Source organism: Cupriavidus sp. SHE, assembly GCF_000812445.1.
Lineage (GTDB): Bacteria > Pseudomonadota > Gammaproteobacteria > Burkholderiales > Burkholderiaceae > Cupriavidus > Cupriavidus metallidurans.
On record NZ_JWMB01000002.1, the window covers coordinates 1 to 21,153 of the forward strand.

Annotated in this window: 18 protein-coding genes; 7 read left to right on the forward strand and 11 right to left on the reverse strand. The window is 63.7% G+C overall.

Annotation, left to right across the window (positions count from 1 at the left end; translation table 11 throughout):
- Positions 1–488 (forward strand): helix-turn-helix transcriptional regulator (locus RN01_RS00450; RefSeq protein ID WP_039016590.1); only part of this gene is annotated, 488 nt, incomplete at its 5' end.
- Positions 489–530: 42 nt separating this feature from the next.
- Here RN01_RS00450 and RN01_RS00455 read toward each other — a convergent pair.
- The 4 genes from RN01_RS00455 to RN01_RS00470 form a co-directional block, all read right to left on the reverse strand.
- The gene (locus RN01_RS00455) at positions 531–2,069 is read right to left on the reverse strand and encodes a SpoVR family protein (protein WP_017514447.1); all 1,539 of its coding nucleotides are present in this window, start codon (positions 2,067–2,069) and stop codon (positions 531–533) included.
- Positions 2,070–2,106: 37 nt separating this feature from the next.
- On the reverse strand, positions 2,107–3,378 hold the full coding sequence (locus tag RN01_RS00460) for a YeaH/YhbH family protein (RefSeq protein ID WP_017514448.1): 1,272 nt from the start codon (positions 3,376–3,378) through the stop codon (positions 2,107–2,109).
- A gap of 96 nt (positions 3,379–3,474) precedes the next feature.
- Complete coding sequence (locus tag RN01_RS00465) at positions 3,475–5,397, reverse strand: PrkA family serine protein kinase (protein WP_008647020.1); 1,923 nt, start codon at positions 5,395–5,397, stop codon at positions 3,475–3,477.
- 869 nt (positions 5,398–6,266) lie between these two features.
- Entirely contained in the window at positions 6,267–7,181 is a 915-nt protein-coding gene (locus tag RN01_RS00470; protein WP_024568962.1) for an SDR family NAD(P)-dependent oxidoreductase, read from the reverse strand.
- A gap of 136 nt (positions 7,182–7,317) precedes the next feature.
- Here RN01_RS00470 and RN01_RS00475 point away from each other — a divergent pair, with 136 nt between their 5' ends.
- Entirely contained in the window at positions 7,318–8,220 is a 903-nt protein-coding gene (locus RN01_RS00475) for a LysR family transcriptional regulator (protein ID WP_008647015.1), read from the forward strand.
- A gap of 78 nt (positions 8,221–8,298) precedes the next feature.
- Here the strand turns inward: RN01_RS00475 and RN01_RS00480 are convergent, their stop codons facing one another.
- Positions 8,299–9,324: a tripartite tricarboxylate transporter substrate-binding protein gene (locus RN01_RS00480; RefSeq protein ID WP_017511606.1), complete on the reverse strand. Its 1,026-nt coding sequence runs from the start codon at positions 9,322–9,324 to the stop codon at positions 8,299–8,301.
- Between the two features lie 282 nt (positions 9,325–9,606).
- On the opposite strand from RN01_RS00480, the gene RN01_RS00485 reads away from it, so the two are divergent.
- Genes RN01_RS00485 through RN01_RS00495 form a run of 3 tightly spaced genes read left to right on the forward strand, consistent with a single transcriptional unit; the run spans position 9,607 to position 13,051 of the window.
- Positions 9,607–10,776 (forward strand): acyl-CoA dehydrogenase family protein, encoded by a 1,170-nt coding sequence (locus RN01_RS00485; RefSeq protein WP_011518414.1) that lies wholly within the window; start codon positions 9,607–9,609, stop codon positions 10,774–10,776.
- A gap of 8 nt (positions 10,777–10,784) precedes the next feature.
- Positions 10,785–12,164: an MmgE/PrpD family protein gene (locus RN01_RS00490; protein WP_039016591.1), complete on the forward strand. Its 1,380-nt coding sequence runs from the start codon at positions 10,785–10,787 to the stop codon at positions 12,162–12,164.
- A 26-nt stretch (positions 12,165–12,190) separates the two neighbouring features.
- Positions 12,191–13,051, forward strand: coding sequence for a MaoC family dehydratase N-terminal domain-containing protein (locus RN01_RS00495; protein WP_017511604.1), 861 nt, complete (start codon positions 12,191–12,193; stop codon positions 13,049–13,051).
- A 66-nt stretch (positions 13,052–13,117) separates the two neighbouring features.
- Here RN01_RS00495 and RN01_RS00500 read toward each other — a convergent pair whose 3' ends face one another.
- The 4 genes from RN01_RS00500 to RN01_RS00515 all read right to left on the reverse strand — a co-directional run bounded on the left by RN01_RS00500 (position 13,118) and on the right by RN01_RS00515 (position 17,844).
- Positions 13,118–14,659 (reverse strand): acetolactate synthase large subunit, encoded by a 1,542-nt coding sequence (locus tag RN01_RS00500; RefSeq protein ID WP_017511603.1) that lies wholly within the window; start codon positions 14,657–14,659, stop codon positions 13,118–13,120.
- A gap of 45 nt (positions 14,660–14,704) precedes the next feature.
- The gene (locus RN01_RS00505) at positions 14,705–15,454 is read right to left on the reverse strand and encodes a GntR family transcriptional regulator (RefSeq protein WP_011518410.1); all 750 of its coding nucleotides are present in this window, start codon (positions 15,452–15,454) and stop codon (positions 14,705–14,707) included.
- A 110-nt stretch (positions 15,455–15,564) separates the two neighbouring features.
- Positions 15,565–16,590, reverse strand: a complete 1,026-nt coding sequence (locus RN01_RS00510; protein WP_029699503.1) for a VirK/YbjX family protein — start codon at positions 16,588–16,590, stop codon at positions 15,565–15,567.
- A 300-nt stretch (positions 16,591–16,890) separates the two neighbouring features.
- Complete coding sequence (locus RN01_RS00515) at positions 16,891–17,844, reverse strand: LysR family transcriptional regulator (protein WP_024568963.1); 954 nt, start codon at positions 17,842–17,844, stop codon at positions 16,891–16,893.
- A gap of 137 nt (positions 17,845–17,981) precedes the next feature.
- Between RN01_RS00515 and RN01_RS00520 the strand changes: the two genes are divergently transcribed.
- Complete coding sequence (locus RN01_RS00520; RefSeq protein ID WP_017511600.1) at positions 17,982–18,716, forward strand: SDR family NAD(P)-dependent oxidoreductase; 735 nt, start codon at positions 17,982–17,984, stop codon at positions 18,714–18,716.
- 93 nt (positions 18,717–18,809) lie between these two features.
- On the forward strand, positions 18,810–19,298 hold the full coding sequence (locus RN01_RS00525) for a RidA family protein (protein ID WP_017511599.1): 489 nt from the start codon (positions 18,810–18,812) through the stop codon (positions 19,296–19,298).
- 52 nt (positions 19,299–19,350) lie between these two features.
- Here RN01_RS00525 and RN01_RS00530 read toward each other — a convergent pair whose 3' ends face one another.
- Both RN01_RS00530 and RN01_RS00535 read right to left on the reverse strand, forming a co-directional pair.
- Positions 19,351–20,121, reverse strand: coding sequence for a substrate-binding domain-containing protein (locus RN01_RS00530; protein ID WP_017511598.1), 771 nt, complete (start codon positions 20,119–20,121; stop codon positions 19,351–19,353).
- A gap of 181 nt (positions 20,122–20,302) precedes the next feature.
- Positions 20,303–21,025, reverse strand: a complete 723-nt coding sequence (locus RN01_RS00535; protein WP_017511597.1) for a GntR family transcriptional regulator — start codon at positions 21,023–21,025, stop codon at positions 20,303–20,305.
- Positions 21,026–21,153: the final 128 nt, after the last annotated feature.

The following is a 21,153-nucleotide window of genomic DNA, read 5'->3' on the forward strand; positions in this document are numbered from 1 at the left end:
CGATGCAATCAGTGCTGGCGGGGCTGCTTGATTCCGCGGTGCATGGCGGGCGCAATGGCACCGCCGCTGGCTCTTGGATGCACATCACCTCGGGCGGGCAACCGGTGCCCATCATCGTCATGCCGCTGGTATCGCGCCAACCGGTGGAAGGCCCGTGGCAACTGCCGATGGCGATGATGTTGCTGGGCAACTCTGAGTCCCGATCCGTGCTCGACGCGGGCGTGCTGACCTCGTTGTTCGGTCTGTCGCGCAAGGAAAGCATCATCGCCATTCGCCTGGCCGCGGGCGAAACGCTCACGGAGATCGCCGAACGCGAGTTCCTTTCGCCGCACACCGTGCGGGTGCATATCCGGGATACGCTGCGCAAGACCGGCACGCATCGCCAGTCCGAACTGGTGCGATTGCTGCACCTGCTGCCGGGTGTCGATCTGGAACGCGCAGGAGTGTCCTCGACGGCCCGGCCGCGCGATACGCGCCGGAGGCGCTAAGCCTCCGGGCGCATTCGTCTTTCATCCGGGCGTTTTCGTCGTTCAGGCAGCGCGACGCTGGGGTTGATGGCGGCGTTCAGGCTTGCACTCGTACTTGAGTTCGCGCCGTCCATCCTCGTAGGCCACTTCGAGCCTCACCGTGAAGCCCCATAGCCGCGTCACGTGTCGCACCACCTCGTCGAAATTCTGCGCCAGCGGCCTGCGGTCGTTCTGCAGGTGACGCAGCGTGAGCGAGCGATCTCCACCGATATCCACATTCGTCACCTGGATGTTCGGCTCCATGTTCGACAGGTCGTACTGATTGGCCAGCAGATGGCGAATCTCGCGATAGCCTTCGTCGTCGTGGATGGCCGTCACGCGCAACTTCCCTTCGCGGTCGTCGTCAAGCACCGAGAACAGCTTGAGTTCGCGGATCACGCGCGGCGACAGGAACTGCAGCAGGAAGCTCTCGTCCTTGAAGTTACGCATGGCGAAGTCAAGCGTCTGGCGCCAGTCGCTGCCCGCGATCTCGGGCGCCCAGCGCCGGTCTTCCTCGGTCGGGTTCTCGCACATCCGACGAATATCCTGGAACATCAGGAAACCGAGGGTGTACGGGTTCAGGCCGCTGTAATACTGGCTGTGGTACGGCGGCTGATAGATGACGTTGGTATGCGCCTGCAACAGCTCGAGCATGAACGCGTCATTGACGAGCTTTTCCTCATAGAGCTGATGGATGATGGTGTAGTGCCAGAACGTGGCCCAGCCTTCGTTCATGACCTTGGTCTGGCGCTGAGGATAGAAATACTGCGCGATCTTGCGCACGATGCGCACGATTTCACGCTGCCACGGCTGTAGCTTTGGCGCGTTCTTCTCGATGAAGTAAAGCAGGTTCTCCTGCGGCTCCGGCGGGAAGGTCACCTCCAGCTCGAGTGCCTCTTCTTCCTGCCGCAGCGCGTGCGGACGATGCTTGGGCAGCGTGCGCCACAAGTCGTTGACCTGCATTTGCAGGTAGCTCTCGCGTTCGGCCTGACGGGCCTGCTCCTCGGTGATCGACAGCTTTTTGGGCCGCTTGTAGCGGTCCACGCCGTAGTTCTGCAGCGCGTGGCAGGAATCCAGCAGCAACTCCACTTCCTGCTCGCCATAACGCTGCTCGCATTCCGCCACGTAGTTCTTGGCGAACAGCAGGTAGTCGATGATGGCGTCCGCGTTGGTCCAGGTGCGGAACAGGTAGTTGCCCTTGAAGAACGAATTATGGCCATAGCAGGCGTGCGCGATGGTCAGCGCCTGCATCGGCATCGTGTTCTCCTCCATCAGGTACGCGATGCATGGATTGGAGTTGATCACGATTTCGTAGGCCAGCCCCATGTACCCGCGCTGGTATCCGCGTTCCGAGGCCAGGAAGTGCTTGCCGTACGACCAATGGTTGTAGCCGACCGGCAGACCTGACGACGCATAGGCATCCAGCATCTGCTCGGCGGTGATGATTTCGATCTGGTTCGGGTAAGTGTCGAGGCCGAAATCTCCGGCAATGCGGGCGATCTCGCGGTCGTAGCGCTGGATGAGCTCGAAAGTCCACTCCGAGCCCGTCGATAGATAGGCCATAGGCTTCCCCAGTATTCCCGGCGACGTTACCGGTCAGCTACCTGCCGGGCCACGCGGCCCGCTTCTGAAAGAGGTCGTGCAACACGGGATAGATCTCGTCAGCACCGATGATCCGCTGCATCGCGAAGTGCTCGAACTCGCCCTTCACCGTGAGGTACTCCTCCCAGAGATTCTGCGGTTCTTCCGAAGCCACCTCCACGTAGGCGTAATACTGCACAAGCGGCAGGATCGACTCGCGCAACAGGCGCCCGCAAAGCTCCGAATCGCCGGCCCAGTTGTCACCATCGGACGCCTGGGCGCAGTAGATGTTCCATTGGCTCGGCGGATAGCGATCGTGAATCACCTCGACCATCAGCTTGAGCGCGCTCGAAACCACGGTACCACCGGACTCGCGCGAATGGAAGAAGTCCTCCTCGTCGACTTCCTTGGCCACCGTGTGATGGCGGATGAACACCACGTCGATGCGCTCGTAGTTCCGCTTCAGGAACAGGTAGAGCAGCATGAAGAAGCGCTTGGCCAGATCCTTGCGGCTTTCATCCATCGAACCCGACACGTCCATCAGACAGAACATCACCGCCTGCGCCTGCGGACGCTTCTTGAGCACGCGATTGTTGTAGCGTAGATCCAGCTTCTCGATGAACGGCACCCGATCCACCTGGGCGCGCAGATGGCGCATCTTCTCCATCAGCGCCTCCGCCTTCTCGGAGTACGGATCCTTCTCGACTTCGTCGTTGTATTCGAGCTCGAGTTCGCGCAGGCGCTTGAGATAGGGGCTCGACAAGGCAATGCGCCGCCCGAGCGAACTGCGCATCGTGCGCAGGATCGAAAGATTCGATGGTGTGCCGTCGATCGAGAAGCCGGCGCGCACCTTGCGCACTTCGGCGATCTTGGCGAGGTGACGCTTGGCCAGGTCTGGCAGCGCCATGTCCTCGAAGAAGAAGTTCAGAAAATCCTCGCGCGACAGCGTGAAGACGAAGTCGTCCTCGCCCTCGCCACTATCGCTGGCGCGAGACCCGCCGCCGCCACCACCCTGTTGCTGGCGGTCGAAGCTGTCGCCCCTGACGAACTTCTTGTTGCCCGGGTGAATCCACTCGCGCCGGCCGCCCTGGCCGTGATGAAAAATCGGCTCGGAGATGTCCTTGACCGGAATGGACACCTGCCCGCTCTGTTCGATGTCCATGATCTTCCGACCGGACACCGCCTTCGCCACCGCTTGCCTGATCTGCTCGCGGTAGCGTTTGATGAAGCGTTGCTGATTGACGGCGCTCTTGTTGCCGCCGTTCTCCCGCCGATCGATGACCGTAGCCATAAGCCGCTCGCCCGTCTTGTTGAGACGCCAAACCAGAGCGTCAGGATCGGGAGCCGCCCAGGTGTCTCGGCGGCTCCGGGGACCGCGTCCGGTGGACTACGACGACTTCCTGACGCGCAGATACCACTCCACCAAAAGTCGAACCTGCTTGGGTGTGTATCCTTTCTCGACCATGCGGTTGATGAAATTTTCGTGCTTGTCCTGATCTTCCCGCGACGATTTCGCATTGAACGAGATCACCGGCAGCAGATCCTCGGTCGTGGAGAACATGCGCTTTTCGATCACCATCCGCAGCTTTTCGTAGCTGGTCCAGACTGGGTTCTTGCCACCATTGTTGGCACGCGCCCGCAGCACGAAGTTGACGATCTCGTTACGGAAGTCCTTCGGGTTCGAGATACCCGCCGGTTTTTCCACCTTCTCGAGTTCGTCGTTCAGCGCGTTGCGATCCAGGATCTCACCGGTATTGGGGTCGCGATACTCCTGGTCCTGTATCCACAGATCGGCGAACACCACGTAGCGATCGAAGATGTTCTGCCCGTACTCGGAATACGACTCCAGGTAAGCGGTCTGGATCTCCTTGCCGATGAACTCCACGTACGGCGTGGTCAGATACTCCTTGATATACGACATCAACTTGGCTTCCTGCTCCGGCGGGAACTGCTCGCGCTCGATCTGCTGTTCGAGCACATAGAGCAGATGCACCGGATTGGCGGCCACTTCGGTGTTGTCGAAGTTGAACACCTTGGAAAGCACCTTGAACGCGAAACGCGTGGATAACCCGTTCATGCCTTCGTCGATGCCGGCATAGTCGCGATACTCCTGGTACGACTTGGCCTTCGGATCCACGTCCTTGAGGCTTTCGCCGTCGTAGACGCGCATCTTCGAGAAGATGTTCGAGTTCTCCGGCTCCTTGATCCGCGTGAGCACCGCGAACTGCGCCATCATCTTCAGCGTGTTCGGCGAGCACGGCGCGGCCGAGAGTGAACTGCTGCGCAGCAGCTTGTCGTAGATCTTTACCTCGTCGGAGACACGCAGGCAGTACGGCACCTTGACGATATAGATCCGGTCCAGGAAGGCCTCGTTGTTCTTGTCGGCCTTGAAGGTGGTCCATTCCGCTTCGTTCGAGTGCGCGAGGATGACGCCATCGAACGGAATCGCGCCGAAGCCCTCGGTACCCTTGTAGTTGCCTTCCTGCGTGGCGGTCAGCAACGGGTGCAGCACCTTGATCGGCGCCTTGAACATTTCCACGAACTCGAGCAGACCGCGGTTGGCCAGGCAAAGGCCACCGGAATACGAGTAGGCATCCGGGTCATCCTGCGGAAAATCCTCGAGCTTGCGGATATCGACCTTGCCCACCAGCGACGAGATGTCCTGGTTGTTTTCATCGCCCGGCTCGGTCTTGGAAATCGCGATCTGCGCCAGCACCGACGGGCGCAGTTTCACCACCCGGAACTTGGTGATGTCGCCATTGAATTCGTTTAGTCGTTTGACAGCCCACGGCGACGGAATGGTATTCAGGTAGCGGACCGGAATGCCATAGTCTTCCTCCATGATCTTGCCGTCCTCATCGGCCGAAAACAGCCCGAGCGGCGATTCATGGATCGGTGAGCCCTTGAGCGCGTAGATGGGGATCTCCTCCATCAGCGCCTTGAGTTTCTCGGCGAGAGACGACTTGCCGCCTCCGGGTGGCCCGAGCAGATACAGGATCTGCTTGCGCTCTTCCAGCCCCTGCGCTGCGTGCTTGAAGAACGAGACGATCTGTTCGATCGTGTCCTCCATGCCATAGAAGTCGCGGAACGCCGGGTAGACCCGTATGACCTTGTTGAAGAAAAGCCGGGACAGACGCGGATCGTGGTGGGTGTCCACCAGCTCGGGCTGTCCGATTGCGGAGAGCATTCGCTCGGCAGCGGTCGCGTAGGCAGTAGGATCCTTCTTGCAGATCTCCAGGTATTCCTGGATGCTGTATTCCTCTTCCTTGCGTGCCTCGAAGCGTGTGGCGTAGTGGCCAAAAATGTCCATACCTCACTCCCGTCTGAGAAACACTCCGAGGCGAAGGCAGTGCTGCTCCCCCCGAAAGACTTCGCGGCAATCTTGCCTTCCACCACCCCGGCATGGCGGAGCTGCCATGTTGCGAAATCTTTACTTCATCATAGTCAAATAACGGCGAACGTGGACCGTGAGTTGACGATAGATATCGTCTGTCCGGTGATGGCGTTGCACGTCATCGTCATGCTCACTATTACCGGACACCTCGTCGTCCTATTCCGCAGCGACGGGCCATTGACCATGCTTGTGACACACCTTACACCTTTCCCGCACTATGTGCACGACGCGGTGTGTAACTCGCCCACCCAATATCGTTACGACCAATACCTTCGCGCAACGCGTTCGGCATCGACACAACAACGCCTTCGCACGCCTTCGCGCAACGCGCCCATCGCGCGCGTCAGACACATCGCGAGCAATGATTGCGTGCACAGCAAGGTCATGTCCACGCGGCCAGCAGGGTCACGATCATCGCCGCCTCACAACGCGTTGACGACTATCGCTGCGACATACCGTCGCGTCTTTCGTTCAACGTTTTCCGCATTAGCACTTTCGAATGACGAGTGCTAACCGGCGCCGGCAAGAGACGTGTCGACATATCGACGTATCGCGCGTATGCACCTGTTCAGTGTTTTCGCTATCACCAGCAGCAGTCGTCACGCACTTCCCAAGTGCGCGCGCCCTGACGCCGGTACTAACGATGAAGGAGTGAGCAGAATGCGTGCCACATCGGGCACGCATGTATGGACGCGTCGCGCTGCAATGCAGCATCAACGGAAAGCGGAAGGCGGGCCGGCCTCTGGATCAGCCTGAATTCGATCCAGGCCGGCCTAGGGACTCGGTCAGATCGGGTCCCAGTTGATGACGTCGGGCGAGCGGTCGAGCTTGAAGAAGCTGCCACGCATTGCGGGCATGGCGATCTCCGCGACGGTCTCCGGCGTCCAGCCTTCGCCGGTATGGACCGAGCGCACCGGGCGCGACTGGCTCATCAGCATGATCTCGTTGGCACGCACCGCGAAGATCTGGGCATTCACGTCCTTGGCCGCGTCGCTGGCCAGGAACACGGCCACCGGCGCGATCTTGCCAGCTTCCATCTTCTGCAGGCGGGCCACGCGCTCCTTCTCCGCAGGCGTCTCGGCCGGGATCGAGCTGGTCATGCGGCTCCAGGCGAACGGCGCGATGCAGTTCGAGCGCACATTGAAACGGGCCATGTCCAGCGCGATCGATTTGGACAGCGCGGCGATGCCCAGCTTGGCCGCGGAGTAGTTAGCCTGACCCAGGTTGCCGATCAGCCCCGACGTCGACGTCATGTTGACGTAGGCGCCGCTCTCCTGATCCTTGAAATAGTTGGCCGCCGCACGGCTGACGAAGAAGGTGCCGTGCAGGTGCACGTCGATCACCGAGCGCCATTCTTCCTCGTTCATCTTGAAGAACATGCGATCGCGCAGGTTGCCGGCGTTGTTGACCACGGCGTCGATGCGACCGAAGGTGTCGAGCGCGCATTGCACGATGGCGTTGCCGCCAGCCCAGGTCGAAACGGAATCGGTATTGGCCACGGCCTGGCCGCCGGCCGCGCGGATTTCCTCGACCACGCGCTGCGCGGGGCCGGCATCGCCGCCTTCGCCGCTCATCGACACGCCCAGGTCATTGACCACCACACGAGCGCCAGCCGCCGCCATGCCCAGGGCAATGCCTCGTCCGATGCCGCCACCGGCGCCCGTTACCACCACTACCTTGCCTTCCATCATTCCGCTCATCGTATCCTCCATTGGCTTGCTGTCTGCACGGACAGGGAAGCCTGCCCGTTTTATTGCAGAGCTGGATACGATAAATTGGCGGCCGAAACTTTGGAATTCATGAATCACAAAAGTGGGCTTCGTGCCCGCCGAAGCCATGCACTACGACCTGACCGATTTGCGGCTGTTTCTGAACGTGGGAGAAACAGAGAACATCACACGCGCGGCCGAGCGCAGCTTTCTCTCGCTGCCCGCGGCCAGCGCCCGCATCAAGCAGCTTGAAGAGGCGTTCCAGACCCAGTTGCTGATCCGCCAGGTGAAAGGCGTGCGCCTCACTCCGGCTGGCGACGCCCTGCTGCGCCACGCGCGCGAGGTGTTCCGGGAGCTCGAATGCCTGCATTCGGACCTGCGCCCCTATGCCAAGGGCGTCAAGGGCCGCGTGCGCCTCCTGGCCAACACCACGGCCACCAACTCGTTCCTGGCCCACGCGCTATCGCGCTTCCTGTCGGAGAACCCGGACGTCGACATCGAGCTGGAGGAACATCTCTCGGCCGACATCGTCTCGGCCATCGGCAACGGGGCGGCAGACCTCGGCATCGTGGCGGGAGAAGTCGCCACCGCCGACCTGGACACGATGCAGCTTTGCAGCGACGAGTTGATCGTTATCGCCCCTGTCAACCATCCGCTGCCAGCCTTCAAGACACTGCGGTTCGCCGAGCTGCTCGATAGTTGCCGCTTTGTGGGGCTGAATCAGTCGTCGGCGATCCAGTCCTTCCTGGACCGCATCGCCAGCGGCATGGGCAAACGAATCAGCCTGCGCATCCAGGTGGGCAGCTTCGACGCGGTGTGTCGCATGGTGGAAGCCGGCGCCGGCATCGCTATCGTGCCGAACAGTTGCGCGCGGCGCTACGCCAGCCGCAAGGTACTGCGTTTCATCCGGCTGGAAGACGACTGGGCGCGACGCGAGTTGCAACTCGTGCGCCGGCCGGGACGGGAACTGCCCCAGTTCGCGGAAACGCTGATCCAGTATCTGGTGGATGCGGCCCGGGAGCCAGTGTAGGTGTTTCCCCCTCTCCCGCCATGCGGGCGAGGGGACAAAACAATTGGCGCTACCCGCCTCAGTCCGCCTCAATCCGCCTCAGTCAGCCTTCACGCCAGCCGCCTTGATGATCGGCGACCACTTGTCGATCTCCGAGGCCAGCCACGTGCGCAGCCCTTCCGGCGTCTGCTTGTCCTCGGGCACGATCACCGCGCCCAGATCCTGCATACGCGCCGCAACGGCCGGGTCCTTCAGCGCCGCGCGCAACGCGCCGTTGAGCTTGTTGATCACGGCAGGCGGCGTGCCCTTGGGCGCGTAGATCCCGTGCCAGACCTTGACCTCGAAGCCCTTCAGGCCGCCTTCGCGCAGCGTCGGCGCGTTCGGTAGCGAGGGAATGCGCTCAGCCGTGGTCACGCCGTACAGCTTGACCTTATCAGCCTTGATATGGGTAAGCGTCTGCGTGGTCTGGTCGCACAGCACATCCACCTGACCGCCCAGCAGCGCAGTCATCGCCGGCGCGGTGCCCTGGTATGGGATCGTCTGCACATCCACGCCGATCGCCTTCTGGAACAGCATCCCGCACAGCTGCGACACCGCGCCAAGGCCCGCATTGGCCAGGTTCACCTTGTTCTGGTTCTTCTGGATGTAGGTCACCAACTCGGGCAAGTTGTTGGGCGGCAGGTCGTGGCGTCCCAGCAGCGTCATCGGCACATCCGCCACCTGGCCCACGAAACTGAAGTCGGTCAGCGGCTTGTACGGCAGCTTCGAGTAGAGCGCTGGCGCGGTGGCCATGCCGTTATGGTGAATCAGAATCGTGTAGCCGTCCGGCGCGGCCTTGGCCACGTACGCGGCGGACACCGTGCCGCCGGCGCCCAGACGGTTCTCCACCACCACGCTCTGGCCCAGCGTCTTGGACATCGCCGCCGCCACCGAGCGCGCCACGACGTCAGTCGGGCCACCCGCCGCGAATGGCACGACCATCACGATGGGCTTTGACGGGTAGGCATCGTTCGCGCGGCCCTGGCCGGGAACAGCCACCGCCACGGCTGCTAGCGCGAGTGCCGCCCACGTCATGCCTCGCCACTTGCTGGTACCGATGGCTGGCAACTGCGGGAATGAGGTCATACGCTGTCTCCTGAATGCGCGCGTCATACGCGTCTAGTTTCTGGGGTTCGAGTAGCGCGCAGCGTGAATCCACTGACCCGGCGGCACAATTCGGCATTGCCGAAGGGGGGGCGAGGGCATGAAAAAGTCGCGGGATAACCCGCATCCGCGCCAGTCCGCGCCCCCCGTCACACCCCTGGGACATCCCTAAGCCGGAACCGAAGTCGCGCTTCCGCAAATGCGAATGTCACTGCTCCGACCGGTCGGGAATAATGCGCCTACTCGATACTGACGGACATTGCCATGCATGCTGCACAGGACCAAGACCTGATTTACCCGGAAATCCGCGAGGCCGTACGTGACCTCTGCAAGCAATTCGATTCGGCCTATTGGCAACGCATCGAGGAACACAGCGCATTTCCGGAGGAGTTCGTCCAGGCGCTGACCCACGCCGGCTGGCTGTCCGCGCTGATTCCCGAGGCATACGGTGGCTCCGGCCTGCCGCTGACCGCAGCCTCCGTGATCATGGAGGAGATCAACCGCAACGGCGGCAACTCGGGGGCGTGCCACGGTCAGATGTACGTGATGGGCTGCCTGCTGCGCCACGGCTCAGAGGCGCAGAAGCAGCGCTGGCTGCCCGGCATCGCCTCGGGCGAGTTGCGCATGCAGTCGATGGCCGTGACCGAACCGACCACCGGCACCGATACCACCAAGCTCAAGACCACGGCCGTGCGGCGCGGCGACAAGTACGTGATCAACGGCCAGAAGGTCTGGATCTCGCGCGTCCAGCATTCCGACCTGATGCTGCTGCTGGCACGCACCACGCCGCTGGACCAGGTGAAGAAGAAGTCCGAAGGTCTGTCGGTGTTCGTCGTCGACCTGCGCGAAGCGATTGGCAACGGCCTGACGGTCCAGCCGATTCGCAACATGGTCAACCACGAAACCAATGAGCTGTTCTTCGATAACCTCGAAATCCCGGCCGAAAACCTGATTGGCGAGGAAGGCAAGGGACTCAAGTACATCCTCGACGGCCTGAACGCCGAACGTATCCTGATCGCTGCCGAGTGCATCGGCGATGGCTACTGGTTCGTCGAACGCGCCAGCAGCTACGCCCGCGAGCGGATCGTGTTCGATCGCCCGATCGGCCAGAACCAGGGCGTGCAGTTCCCGATCGCGCGTTCGTTCGTCAATGTGGAAGCCGCCAGCCTGATGCGTTACAAGGCCGCCCAGTTGTTCGACGCAGGCAAGCCCTGCGGCAAGGAAGCCAACATGGCGAAGCTGCTGGCCGCCGATGCTTCATGGGAAGCGGCCAACGTCTGCCTGCAGACGCACGGTGGATTCGGCTTTGCCGCCGAGTACGACATCGAACGCAAGTTCCGTGAAACGCGCCTGTACCAGGTGGCGCCGATCTCGACCAACCTGATCCTGTCGTTCGTCGCCGAACACGTTCTCGAACTGCCCCGCTCGTTCTGATACCTGCCATGCCCGACATCGATACCCGCTATCCGACCCGCCAGCTCTGCGAGTTTCTCGCGCGGTTCACGCTCGCCGATGTGCCGTCGCCCGTCGTCGAACGCACCAAGGATCTGTTCCTCGACTGGATCGCATCGGCCATCGCCGGCAAGGACGCACCCGCTGTGCGGCGCATCCAGGAGTTCGCCGTCGCGATGGGCCCGGCCACCGGCCAGGCCGAGGTCTTCGTCGACCGCCGTCGCACATCGCCCTATTTCGCCGCGCTGATCAACGGCGCCTCGTCACACGTGGTCGAGCAGGATGACGTCCACAACGGCTCGGTGCTCCACCCCGCCGCGGTGGTGTTCCCGGCCGTAGTTGCCGCCGCGCAGGCGGAAGGCAAAACCGGCGCGGAAGTGCTGCTGGCCTCGATCGCCGGCTACGAAGCAGGCATCCGCATCGGCGAGTTCATGGGCCGCTCGCACTATCGCGTGTTCCACACCACCGGCACCGTCGGCACGCTGGCCGCTGCTGCGGCAGTAGCCAAGCTGTACGGACTCGATGCCGAAGGTATCAACCAGGCTCTGGGTTCCGCCGGCACGCAGGCCGCCGGCCTGTGGGAATTCCTGCGCGACGCCGCGGATTCGAAGCAACTGCACACGGCCAAGGCCGCCGCCGATGGCCTGCAGTCTGCCTGGCTGGCACGCGCGGGCTTCACCGGCGCGCGCCAGATCCTGGAAGGCGCGCAGGGCATGGCAGCGGGGATGTCCAGCGACGCCAATCCGGCGGCGCTGACCGATGGCCTCGGTACGCGCTGGGCCACGGCGGAAACGTCGTTCAAGTTCTTCGCCTCGTGCCGCCACACGCATCCGGCCGCGGACGCGCTGAAGGCGTTGATGCTGCGCGAAGGACTGCAAGCCGACCAGATCGCCGCCGTCACGGCGCACGTCCATCAGGGCGCGATCGACGTGCTTGGCCCGGTGGTCAACCCGGCAACGATCCATCAGGCCAAGTTCTCGATGGGCACGGTGCTCGGCCTGGTCGCCGTGCACGCCCATGCGGGCCTGGGCGAGTTCGAGCAGCATTCGCTGAAGGATGCGCAGGTCTCGGCGTTCCGCGACAAGGTCACGATGGAACTCGACGAGGAAATCAACGCCGCCTATCCGCGCCAGTGGATCGGCCGCGTGACGGTGCGCACCACCGACGGCCGTACGCTCCAGGCGCGTGTCGACGTGCCCAAGGGTGACCCCGACAACACGCTGTCGCGTCCCGAACTCGAGGCAAAGGCCATCCAGCTTGGCGCGTTCCGCCACGGCGCGACCGAAGCCGAGATGCGCGCGATCATCGCGCGCGTCTGGCAGCTCGACCGCGAAGCCAACGTCAACGACTGGCTGCCCGCCGCCCGCTGATTACCACGAGAGCCTGCGAGATCGACATGACCACCCCTACCCTCGAACAACTGCGCGAGTGGATCGGCCGCTCCGAATCCCGCACCGAAACACTCGCCGCGGAACCGGTGCAAGGGCTGGCGGCCACCTTCGACCTCGATGGTGACGCGCTCGTCAGCCAGCCGCTGCCACCGCTGTGGCACTGGCTCTATTTCCTGCCGCGCGCGCCGCAGCGCGAAATCGGCGTGGACGGACATCCCGCGCTTGGCGGCTTCCTCCCCCCGGTACCGTTGCCGCGCCGCATGTGGGCCGGTAGCGAAGTGACGTTCAAACGCGGCCTGCGCGTGGGCGAAACCGTGACGAAGACATCGACCATCACCGATGTCCAGCACAAGTCTGGCCGCACCGGCGAACTCTGGTTCGTGACCGTCGATCACGAACTCAGCGTCAACGGCGAAACCGCGCTGAACGAGCGTCATGACATCGTCTATCGCGCCATGCCCGAGCGCGGCCAGCCGCAACCGCCGCGTCCGCGACTGGCGCACACCGCCCAGTTCGGCCGGTCACTGAAGGCCGATCCGGTGCTGCTGTTCCGCTATTCGGCGCTCACGTTCAACGGCCACCGCATTCACTACGATCTCGACTACGTGCGTGACGTGGAGGGCTACCCGGGCCTGATCGTGCATGGACCGATGCAGGCGATGCTGATGCTTGAACTGCTGCGGCACGAGCGCCCCGACGCGCACGTGAAGCGCTTCGGCTTCCGCGGGCTTGCGCCGCTGTTCCATCTGGATACGGTCACCGTCGGTGGCATGGACGATGCGGAGACACCCGGGAAGGTGATTCTGTGGACCGGCGACGATGCCGACGGCCAGGCAATGGCTGGCTGGGCGGAAGTGGAAGGTTGAAGGAAGGTTCGCGCCCCTCTCCCGCCAAGCGGGTGAGGGGCGCAGTCAATCTGAGAGGAATTCCCCTCAGATCACCAGCTCGATCAGGAACGGGCCCTTGCGCTGGTTGGCCATGCGGAACAAGTCGGCGAACGTCTCCATGTTCTCCGCACGCGCAGCTTCCACGCCCATACCGTTCGCCATCTTGACCCAGTCCAGATCCGGATTGCCGAGGTCGAGCATATCCAGCGCGGTCTTGCCAGGATTGGCACCCACACCAGCCAGCTCGCCCAGCAGGATCGCGTACTTGCGATTGGCCAGCAGCACGATGGTCACGTCAAGCTTTTCACGCGCCATGGTCCACAGCGACTGCAGCGTGTACATGCCCGATCCATCGGCCTGCAACGCCACCACGCGGCGGTCCGGTGCCGCGATTGCAGCGCCCGTGGCCAGCGGCAGGCCCGCGCCAATGGCGCCGCCGGTCAGTTGCAGCCAGTCGTGTGGCGCGGCGTGGACCGTGCCGGGATAGAACGCGCGGCCGAAGCTCACACTCTCTTCCACCACGACGGCCTGGTCGGGCAACAGCGCGGTCAGCGTCTGCGCCACCGCCTCGGATGTCACCACACCCTTTGCCGGCTCCGCAGTGATATGGGCCGAGGCCGGCAGCGGAGCATTACGCGCACCCAGTTCGTCCGACAGGCGGGCCAATGCCTCGCCCAGATCTTCTTCGGGCCGGGCCAGCACGTGGATGACAGCATCCTCGGGGTACGGACGCGGCGACTTGCCCGGATAGGCGAAGAACGTCACCGGTGCGGGCGCGCCGACCAGGATCACATTGCGGATACCCGCCAGCTTCTGGCGTGCCACGTCACCGGAGTACGGAATACGGTCGACGGCCAGATGGCCGCGTCCACGCGTCACGCGCGAATTCGACATCGGCGTGATCAGCCGCGCATCGGTGGCGGCGGCGATCCGGTGCGCATCGGCCAGGGCGCCGGCGCGCAAGGCGTTGCCCGCCAGCACGATCAGCGTGGGCTGGCCGCTGCGCAGCACGCGCGCGGCGTTCTGCACGGCATCGGGCGACACCTTCGGCACGGCCAGCGCCGGCAGCGGCGCGGCCACCTTGCCGCCCGCATCCCAGCAAACATCCGACGGCAAGATCAGGCTTGCCACGCCACCCGGCGCGGAAGTCGCGGCCTGCACCGCCGCGGCGGCATCGGCACCAACCGACGCCGCATGGGTAGCGGTACGCGTCCAGACCGAAACCGGGCGCGCCCAACCTTCGGTATCGGCGGTCAGCGGCGCGTCGAGCGGGCGGTGATACGTGGCCTGATCGCCGATGATATTGATGACCGGCGTCTGCGCGCGGCGCGCGTTGTGCAGGTTGGCCAGGCCGTTGGCCAGCCCCGGGCCGCAGTGCAGCAGCGTGGCGGCCGGCTTGTCGGCCATGCGCGCGTAGCCATCGGCCGCGCCAGTGACCACGCCTTCGAACAGGCCCAGCACGCATTTCATGCCGGGAATCCGGTCCAGCGCCGCCACGAAATGCATTTCGCTGGTGCCGGGGTTGGCAAAGCAGGTATCGACGCCGCAAGCCAGCAGCGTCTTCACCAGGCTTTCCGCGCCGTTCATCGTGTCTTGAGTCTCCATTGCAGGTTCCGTATTTGGTGGGTGTTGTCAGGAATGGGGGGCGAGCAGATCGAAATCCAGGCAGACATACTCGGTCGGGAATTCGATCCGCGCGTAATAGACGATCACGTCGTCGACGCAGGCAAAACGCCGCAGTTCGGCCACGGGGGCGCCCACGGCCAGTTCGAGCGCGCTGGCGGATTCGGCACCGGCCGGAACGATCGACAGCCGCTGCCGCGCGGCATTGACCTTGAGGCCGGGAAATCGGTCGAGCACCGGCACCGACGCGCCGTGGCGGAAGGCCTCGGGGTCGCGCGCGAAGACATCGGCGGCGATATAGACCTCGCCCACGGCGAACGGTCTTCCATCGGTGCGATGAGCGCGGTGCAGGAAATGGTAGGCATCGGCGCGACGGCCGTCGCAGGGCATGCCCAGGTCATCAGGCAGCGGCACATCGGCGGTGGATTCGACGATGGCCTCCGTGGACAGCTTGTCGCCCACGGCCACGGCCTGGTTCCAGTTGATCGGCAACGCCATTCGCCGGCATTCACGGCCGCCGGCCTTGACGAACGTCCCCCGGCCACGCGAGCGCTCGACCAGCCCTTCCTCGTCCAGACGGGAAAGGGCGTTGTGCATGGTCATGCGCGCCACGCCGTACTGACGGCAGAGCGCTTCGAGGGAAGGAATCTGTTCACCCGGCCGCCACGCGCCGCTTTCGATCTGTCGTCGAAAGATCGTGGCCAGCTGTAGATAGACGGGTTCGCGGCTGCGAGAGAGGAGGTCGTTGGCGTCCGGCATACGAAACGCGCCGGCATTCAGCCGGCGCGCCAAGTCGATATCGGACTCTATTAAAAGTCTAGGTAACTAGACTACTAGGGTTTACCACGATCACACTTCTCGATACGCGATCAGGCAGCGACAGCTGCGGCAACAGGAAGTTGGGGATCGTTGCCGGCGGGGACCGCGTCGGCACGCAGCCAGTCCGCCACCGTCGCGCGCACCGCTTCGGCAAATGCCTGCTTGCGGCGCCAGGCCGACCGCTTCTTGGAAGGAATCTCCGCAATATCGCGTTGTGGCTGGCAGATCGGCACATCGACGTTGCCATCCGCAAGCGACGTGCCGTGGTACTCCGCCCAGAAGCCTTCGTAGTCAGCCAGGATTTCACGCGGCGTGTTGCGCTGCCTACTAACGTGATTGGCACGGGACACCCCCACCACACGCCGGGCGCCAACGTGTGCGGCGAACGCCAGCAACGCCTCCATCACGACATCCTTGGGCCGCAGGCCTTCGCTGGCCTTGGTGGCAAGGCGAATCCATTCACGGCTCTGCTCGCCCATCGGCCCCTGCAGGCCGCCGACATAGATTTCCGGACCGTGGTCGCCACGCCTGAGATAGAAGCTCAGCTGCGTCAGGCAAACCCCGGTCTCGATATCGGTCCAGTAGAAAGCCAGCTCGCCTTCCTTGGGATTCGGGCCGGAATCGGCCAGGCGAAGCTCGTAGCGCCCATCCTCGGACATCCACCGGAGTCCGCCGGACAGATAGATTCGATCGCAGACGCAAACGGGCAGTGCGGCTTCGGCCAGCACGTAGTGGTCCACCACCAACCTCGCCCGGTCACCAAAGCCCAGACCCAGCGCGCCAAGCGGCCGGAATGGCTTCTCCAGCATTAACGGCCGCGCCACCACCACCCGCTGCAGCAGCGGCGAGGCAGCTGCGGCGCGCAGCCACGACCGTGCCGAACCGGCCCGGACGGCCGACAGCGCAATCAGCTTGGCACGCCGCGTCAACCACTTGCGGCTGCCCGCCGGATAACAGAATGCGGATATCGACGCCACTGAGGCGAGATATCGCAAGTAGTACGCCGGATAAAGGTCAACAAGCCCCCCCGCACGGGCGTGGACGAGCCCCTGCAAGTACGACACTGGTTCATGCACGACTGACTGCTCCCCTTGTATGGCACACACCGCCCTGGCTCGGGCCTGGCGTGCGCGGATTCAACCCTGGCCCCAAGCGATACGCGCGCTGAGGCTTGCGAGCCGGCCCGTCTCATTGAAATGTGATGTGGGGAACGCAGGCCTGGCTCCGTAATATTTCGTAACGCCTTGAAATATTATCGGTTGACGCCGTTACAAGATAGAGACGATTTCCCTAAGAAAGGAGGGTGACAAGGTTCGGCCGACGCTTTCTTCACGGCCACTTGCGAAACAACCGCCGCCCGGCCATTCGCTCATTCGCTAGCCCCGGGCAGGCTTCCCCGCCCCCCGCGCGCTTGCCAGGGCCGCGGCATGCACCATCAGAAAATCCACGAAGACCCGGACCCGCGACGGCAGCAGGCGCCCGTGCGGGTACATCAGACTGACTGGCCGCGACCGGCCAGCAAATGGCTGCAGGACCTCGACCAGCGTGCCGTCGGCCAAGTCCCGTTCGACAATAAAGCGGTAGGTTTGGAACAGACCGGCGCCGGACCTGGCCAGGGTGACGCCGGCAAGCACGTCCTCGGCGCACAGATAGTGGCTTTCCGTAGCCAGCACCTCCCGTTCACGGCCGCCATCCATAAACAGCCACGCAATCGGCCGGCCACTGCTGGGCAGATCGAACTGAATGCACTCGTGCTGCTGCAAATCCTCCAGGGCCTGCGGCCGTCCGGCCCGCTTCAGATACCCAGGGCTCGCCACCACCACCAGTTCCGCATCCTCCAGATGGCGCGAGACCATCGTCGAATCCGGCTGCGCGCGGAACCGGATCGCCACATCGAAGTTCTCCTCGTGGAAATCGATATTGCGGTTGCCGATCTGGACCTCGAACCTGAGGAGAGGAAACCGCTCGCGCAAGGCGGGCAGCAAGGGCAGCAGCCGGTAGTGCCCGTAGGTCGTCGGCGCGCTGATACGCAAGGTGCCCGAAGGCTGGACCTGCTCGCCCGTGACCTTGCGCTCGGCCTCGATCAACTGGTTGAGCGCGCCACGACATTGCTCGAAGTAGCTCCTGCCGCCCTCGGTCAGCCGGATGCTGCGCGTGGACCGCACAAAGAGGCGCACGCCCAGGCGCTTCTCCAGCCGCGAGATCGAGCGGCTTACGGCCGCCGGCGTGACCCCGGCGGTGTTGGCAGCGGCGGTGAAGCTACCCGCTTCGGCCGCGAGGCAAAACAGCTCGATGCTGCCGAGCAGGACGTCGTCGAAGTGCCTGTGCATATTTATTACCTCATGTAACAGAACAAGTGTACACAACCCCGTTTTTTGCTTTCTGATGCCGGAATAGAGTGTGTTCAACCGGAGGCGGCAGTGCAAACGCTACGCCGGCCCCGTCACCCATCTCTCTGGAGAACATCATGAGCAACACGCATCCCACCGTCATCATCACTGGCGCCACCAGCGGCATCGGCCTGGGTCTGGCCGAGGCCTTTCTGAAGGAGGGGTACAACGTGGTCGGCACCGGCCGCTCGCAGGAACGCCTGCAAGCCACGGCCGTGCAGTTGGACGCCAGCGAACGCTTCGTTGGCGTGGCTGGCGACGTCGCGCTCCCGGACACCGCGCGCGAAGTCTTCGCACAGGCCATTGCGCGCTTCGGTCATGTCGACGTGCTGGTCAACAACGCCGGCATCTTCTCCGCCAAGCCTTTCGTGCAGTTCACGCCCGAGGAAATCGAGCTACAGATCGCGACAAACCTGAAGGGCACGCTGTATCCCTCCCAGGAAGCCGCGCGGCATATGAGCGAGCGCCGGCAAGGCAAGATCATCAACATCACCGCATCGATCGCGCTGCAGCCGCACGCCGGCGTGCCGGCTCTGCTGGCGGTGGCACTCAAGGGCGGCCTCAATCAGGCCACCCGGGCCCTGGCGCTGGAACTGGCGCCGTTCGGCGTCACCGTGAATGCAGTCGCGCCCGGCGTGACGGACACCCCGATGCACGCGGCGGAAACTCACGACGCGCTGGGTAGCCTGCATCCACTGGGCCGCATTGCCCGCATCGACGAGATCAACGCCGCCGTGCTCTACCTCGCCAAGGCGGACTTCGTATCCGGCACCGTGCTGGCAGTAGACGGCGGCTACAGCGCCGGCCGCTGAATGGTCTTGTGCCGCCGTCGCCGCGCCCCTTGCGAGCAACGGCGGCCCCTGCCCCAACCGTCACCGTCCCGTGATCATCACCGGAGCCACCTCGTGATCCATGCCAACTCGTTCGATACCTTCGTGCAGCAACGGCTCGCGGCGCGCGGCCTGATGCTGCCCGATCCGCCCCGGCCCTTGGGCAACTACACCGCCGTCAGCCAGGCAGGCGACCTGCTCTTTGTTTCCGGACAATTGCCGCTGGCCGACGGCAAGGTCGTCTGGCAGGGGCAGGTCGGCAGGGACCTGACCCTGGAAGAAGGCCAGCGCGCCGCCGTGCTGGCCGCGCTCAACGTACTGGCCCAGATCCGCGCGTACCTGGGTGGCTTCGACCGACTGGATCACATCGTGCGGGTGGAAGGCCATATCGCCAGCGCGGAAGGCTGGCTGCAGCAGCCGGCGGTCATTGATGGCGCCTCCGATCTGCTCGTGGATGTGCTGGGCGCAAGGGCTGGCCATGCGCGGACGATCTCCTCGCATTTCCAGCAGCCCGGCAATGCGGCGGTCATCCTCGTGGTGATCGCCCAGATCCGCGCCCAATGAAAAAGGGCCGGCAAACGCCGGCCCCGGGGCAGTACTGCAGTCTCCGAAAAACCTAGTGGGGGACGGAATCGAGGCCCGTCTCCTTCACAATCGTCTGGGCGGCCGGCGCAGCCATGTAGTCGAGCAATGCCTTTGCCAGCGCGGGGTGTGCAGCGTTGACAGGAATCCCGCCGGCGAAACGCGTGATCGACTGCACGTCCTCCGGGATCCGTCCGGCGAAACTCACACCAGACACCGGCAACAGCTCGCTCACCTGCTGGAAACCGATTTCGTACTCGCCATTGGCGACGACCGAGGCCACCGGGGTCTTCTCGATCTTCTTCGCCTTGGCGCCCAGTACCTCCGGCTCACCGAGCCGCTTGAACAGTTCACGCTGAACGTAAACGCCGCTGGCGCTATCGGAATAGGCAATCGACTTCGCCTGCATCAGCGCGCGACGCAGCGCGTCCACGGTACGGATATCGGGCACCACCTCGCCCTGCCGCACCACCATGCCGATGCGCGAATCAGCCAGTTCGACGCGCGACTTCGGATCGACCACGCCCTTCTTGATCAGATCGTCTAGCGCGTAGCCGACCATGATCACCACGTCGGCCTGCTCGCCGCGCGCCAGCCGGTTCGGAATGGCTTCCGGTGATTGCCCCATCGACGGCCCAAGCGTCGTCTCCAGCGTGTTGCCGCTCTCCCCGGCGAATTGCGGACCCAGGATCTTGTAGGCCGCCGTGAATCCGCCCGATGTCATCACGCGGATGTCCTCTGCCTGAGCGGTCGAGGCGAACAGCGTCGCAACCGCGGCGCACGCGCCGACCCATGTCCTGATCATGTTTTATGTCTCCAGTGTCGTCGCGGTTGGGGAAAGTCGCGCTGGCGTGGACTATAGGTATCGTCAGGCGGCGCAGCCAGCCACAATCCGTGAAGCCGTCTTCAGTATTCCTGAAGAGCGATGCGGATCCATCGGAAAAACGGCAGGTCCCTCAGGTTTGGAGAGAAATCGTCAACGCCTGTCAGCGCCGCCCGCCACCCGCCGCGCGCGCCGCGGGCTCGGCCAGCGTTTGCTCGACCACGCGCAACACCTCCTTCGCCGTGTTCTCCGAATGCCGTCGCAGCACGTCGGCCAGGCGCGGACGCCCCGGCTCGCGCAGCGCCGCGATGATCTCCTCGTGCTCGGTATGCGATTCCTGCCAGCGCAGCATGTCCGCGTTGGCCGCGCCACGGGCGCGGTGGACCTTGCTCATCAGCATCGCATAGATGCCGGCCAGCACGGTGTTGCCCGCACCGTCGATGATGAGCTGGTGGATTTCCTGGTTGATGCGGAAGTAGTCAGTGCGGCGTCCGGCGTCGTGCGCGTCGATCATGGCCTGATGCCGGCGTTCGATCTTGGTCACGGCTGCATCGCTGAGCCGCCGCGCCGCCAGTTCCCCGGCATGTGCCTCCAGCCCATGCAACGTCTCGAATGTGGCGCGCAGTTCGTCGAGATCGAGCGGCGCCACGCGATAGCCGATGTACTGGCGATGCAGGACCAGCCCCTCGGCCACCAGCACCTTCAGCGCTTCGCGCAACGGCGTCTTCGACACATCGAAGGCCTCGCAGAAGGCCTTCTCGTCGATCCGCACGCCCGGTGGCAGCTCGCCTTCCTGAATCATCGTGCGCAACCGCGCCGCGATCTCGGCGGACATGCCCAGCGTGCGGAGCCGGGCGGTTTTGGGAAGCGCTTGTGTCACAGACATCACCAGGTTGGGGAATTTGCACCATCAAGAGGCTACCACACACCTAATCTGTGCATTCGTCATCTATATAAATCAACGACTTACAGATGTTGTAATTACAGATTACGTATCCTATACTGCGTCCAGTT